We start from the raw sequence: 3456 nt of genomic DNA, 5'->3' as shown, positions 1-3456 counted from the left end.
GGGCGAGTAAAGCGGATCTCAATCTTACTTTTTGCGATCTAGGGGATGAATGGTTTGATTTGGAAACAGGAATTGAAGTCGATATTATTTATTGGGATAAATCCTGGATAGAAGAGCAACTGCAGCGCTTACTGGTTTCCCACCAAGCCAGTATGGGCTACTCAACATGTTTTTGGCAGACAGTTCTAGACTCTCAGATATTATTTGATCGTAAAGGTTGGTTTGCACTGTTACAGAATAAGTATAACGTGGTCTACCCTGAACAGTTGCAACAAGCCATTATTGCCAAGAACTATCCGGTACTGAGAGATGTAATCCCTTCCTATTATGTGCAAATCAAAAAAGCAATTGACCGCCGTGATTTGATAAGTATGAATCATCGTCTTGCAGCGTTGTTTGCCAGTTATTTTGATGTGCTGTATGCAATTAATAAAGTGATGAATCCAGGAGAGAAGAAGGTATTGGGATATGTGTTAGAAAAGTGTGCAAAAGCACCTGCAAATCTACAGGAAAAGATGGACAATATTCTTCAATCTGCGGCCACTGGTGATAAAATATTGCTTAATCAATTGGATCAGTTATTAGATGGTTCAAATGAATTATTGGCTGCGGATAAGCTTTTGTAGGGCAAAATGCAGTATAAAATTACACCGTTATTTTTACACGGTTTTTTGTTTAAGCTGTTGAACAACAGCAGTGATAAAATACCTGTTTAAATAATATCAATGGCTGTTTTGTACTTCAGGATAGTACGCCAGAGCCTTTTGCTTACTGTTTATTTTCTTCAGGTTGGGATTAATATGTTCAGGCTGTTCTTTGCCTTTATTTGCGCTTTGTTATTTATCTACCTCTATACTAATAAATTTGCGCCTGTTTTTGTTTTTTGGTTTTACCTGTTAATGAGCTCAGTTACTTTTGGGGTTTATGTTGTCGATAAATTAGCGGCACGAAACAATCGTTGGCGAGTCAAAGAAACCACATTACATTATCTGGCGCTTTTCGGTGGGTGGTTTGGTGCATTGTTAGCACAACGCTTTATAAATCATAAATCGACAAAAAAATCGTTTCTAACTGTTTTTTGTATAACAGTTTGTTTGAATATTTTACTTTTGCTTTTACTGTTAAACAGCGAAATTATATTGGCTAATATAATCAATAAATTAAACTCTGCTGAACTGACTATATAATTTCAAAGTGCTCAATTTGGGTTGTTTTTTATGTTAAAAATTAGACATTATTTACCTGGTGAAGAGCAAATTTTACGTTCGCTTTTCTATGCGACGGTAACAAATATTAATATCCGGGATTATTCAACGGCTCAAGTGCAAGCATGGTCAAGCGAAAGATTTGATCGACAACAATGGTGCAGACGTATCAAAAAAATGAATCCTTTTGTAGTAATTTCACAAAACGAAATTGTCGCTTATGCAAATCTGCAGAAAAATGGATATATTGATCATTTCTTTTGCCATTATTTACATCAGAAGAAAGGCATAGGCAAAACCTTAATGCGTTTTTTATTACGAACAGGAAACGAACTGGGAATAAAGCATTTCCATGCTCAAGTTAGCATTACTGCCAGGCCTTTCTTTGAATATTTTGGATTTTCTGTGGTTAAAGAGCAACATGTTCGACTCAATGAACAAAGTTTAATCTGTTATTTAATGGAAAAAGGAGTTAAATAAATGCATGGAACAAGCGAGAGTAAGTTATGACATTTAAAAACAAGTTAACAAAAGCACATAAAGAGTTAGAGGATGCTGGTATTTGGCGTTCTAATTATAATCCGCCTCCATTAGATCTATTAAGAAAAATTGGATATCGAATTCTACCACCACATTACCGTAGCTTTTTGGTTAATTTTATCAGCCAGACACTGTTTTTCACTACAATATGGGGAGGAATTATGTGGCTGTTGGTTTGGCAAGCTGAACATGTGGCTGCTTATTTCGCACTGCTAGTTAGTATTTCAGTTGGTTTATTCATGGGCTTTTGTATGGCGGTATATTACAAGTTCAGTGCAAAACACCACCATTTATCAGATTGGTCTGATTTTAAGTAACGGTTAATCTACAGTGTAAATGTAGATTAGTCGTTACGACTTGTTACTTCTAACAAATGGTAACCAAATTGTGTTTTAACTGGTCCTTGAACTACACCGACTGGTGCACTGAATACAACTTTATCAAACGCAGGTACCATCATACCCGGTCCGAACTCACCCAGATCTCCACCTTGCGCGCCTGATGGGCAAGATGAATGTTTCTTCGCCAGTTCAGCAAAATCAGTGCCTGCTTCAATTTGTTTCTTAAGTTCAAGACAGCTTTCTTCTGAATTAACTAAAATATGTCGTGCAGTTGCTAGAGCCATGTTTTTTTCCTTTTAATATATGTAATGCATGCACGATAAATCAAATTAGTTACTGAGGCAATTACTTAAAAAAAATTTTTATGTTTATCTTGCAAATAACCAATAAAGCCATATTATGTCGAACATGAAATGTCTTAACTTTGAGGTGACAATGAAACGTATTGCTTTATTTTTAATTACCAACTTAGCGGTTATTTTAGTACTCGGTATTGTATTAAATCTAGTTTTTGCTTTTACCGGTGTTGATTCTCGCAGTACAGGGGGATTACTTCTTCTTGCGGCTGTTTTTGGTTTTGGTGGCTCATTTATCTCCTTAGCTATGTCTAAATGGATTGCAAAACGCAGCACTGGTGCTGTAGTGATTGCAAACCCAAGTAATGAAACCGAACGATGGTTAATAGATACAGTCACAGCACAATCGAAAAAGGTTGCTATTAACTACCCTGAAGTGGCAATTTATAATGCACAGGACAGCAATGCATTTGCGACCGGAATGAGTAAAAATAAAGCTCTGGTCGCAGTTAGTAGCGGTTTATTAGCAAATATGACCCGTGATGAGGCTGAAGCAGTTTTAGCTCATGAGATAAGTCATGTTGCAAATGGTGATATGGTAACACTGACTTTAATTCAAGGTGTGGTGAATACCTTTGTTATCTTTATTGCCCGTTTATTAGCTGGCATTATCGACAAAGCATTAAGTAACAGTGATGAGGAGTCTTCCGGTCATGGATTTTCCTATTTTATTATTGTTTTTATTTTAGAAATGATCTTTGGTATTTTAGCAAGTACGATTGTTATGTATTACTCAAGACAACGTGAATTCAGTGCCGATTTTGGTGCGGCTCAATTAGTTGGTAAGCATAAAATGATTGCTGCGCTTGAGAGTTTACAAAAAGGTGCTGAACCGCATCTAGAAGGCAGTATGATGGCCTTTGGTATTTCAGGGAAACGCAGTGCAGGTTTATTTATGTCGCACCCGCCTCTTGAAAAGCGTATTGAAGTGCTACAAAAGCTCCAGACCATTTAGTTTATCCAACTCTCATTATGATAAAAAACAGTTATTTTCATGTAACTAGCTGTTTTTTT

At 36.4% G+C, this 3456-nt stretch carries 6 protein-coding genes; 5 read left to right on the top strand and 1 reads right to left on the bottom strand.

Annotated elements, in window-relative coordinates; translation table 11 throughout:
• From AC4GME_RS15985 to AC4GME_RS15970, 4 genes are all read left to right on the top strand, one after another.
• Nucleotides 1-626, top strand: a 626-nt coding sequence (locus AC4GME_RS15985; protein ID WP_490379753.1) for a DUF4037 domain-containing protein, incomplete at its 5' end; no start/stop codon positions are given.
• Between the two features lie 99 nt (nucleotides 627-725).
• Nucleotides 726-1187, top strand: coding sequence for a DUF1294 domain-containing protein (locus AC4GME_RS15980; protein WP_490377890.1), 462 nt, complete (start codon nucleotides 726-728; stop codon nucleotides 1185-1187).
• Nucleotides 1188-1217: 30 nt separating this feature from the next.
• Nucleotides 1218-1685, top strand: coding sequence for a GNAT family N-acetyltransferase (locus AC4GME_RS15975; protein ID WP_490379752.1), 468 nt, complete (start codon nucleotides 1218-1220; stop codon nucleotides 1683-1685).
• 26 nt (nucleotides 1686-1711) lie between these two features.
• Entirely contained in the window at nucleotides 1712-2062 is a 351-nt protein-coding gene (locus AC4GME_RS15970) for a DUF6404 family protein (RefSeq protein ID WP_490379751.1), read from the top strand.
• A 26-nt stretch (nucleotides 2063-2088) separates the two neighbouring features.
• On the opposite strand, the gene AC4GME_RS15965 is transcribed toward AC4GME_RS15970, so the two are convergent.
• Nucleotides 2089-2370: a peptidylprolyl isomerase gene (locus tag AC4GME_RS15965; protein WP_490378820.1), complete on the bottom strand. Its 282-nt coding sequence runs from the start codon at nucleotides 2368-2370 to the stop codon at nucleotides 2089-2091.
• A 151-nt stretch (nucleotides 2371-2521) separates the two neighbouring features.
• Here AC4GME_RS15965 and htpX point away from each other — a divergent pair, with 151 nt between their 5' ends.
• Entirely contained in the window at nucleotides 2522-3397 is an 876-nt protein-coding gene (gene htpX / locus AC4GME_RS15960) for a protease HtpX (protein ID WP_490379750.1), read from the top strand.
• Nucleotides 3398-3456: the final 59 nt, after the last annotated feature.

It is taken from the genome of Psychromonas sp. (genome assembly GCF_983033635.1).
This window is presented reverse-complemented; position numbering and strand designations above follow the sequence as displayed.

Excerpts from the sequence above, each read along its gene's own strand:
- AC4GME_RS15980 (WP_490377890.1), top strand. The coding sequence starts at position 726 with ATGGCTGTTTTGTACTTCAGGATAGTACGCCAGAGCCTTTTGCTTACT.
- AC4GME_RS15975 (WP_490379752.1), top strand. The coding sequence starts at position 1,218 with ATGTTAAAAATTAGACATTATTTACCTGGTGAAGAGCAAATTTTACGT.
- AC4GME_RS15970 (WP_490379751.1), top strand. The coding sequence starts at position 1,712 with ATGACATTTAAAAACAAGTTAACAAAAGCACATAAAGAGTTAGAGGAT.
- AC4GME_RS15965 (WP_490378820.1), bottom strand. The coding sequence starts at position 2,370 with ATGGCTCTAGCAACTGCACGACATATTTTAGTTAATTCAGAAGAAAGC.
- htpX (WP_490379750.1), top strand. The coding sequence starts at position 2,522 with ATGAAACGTATTGCTTTATTTTTAATTACCAACTTAGCGGTTATTTTA.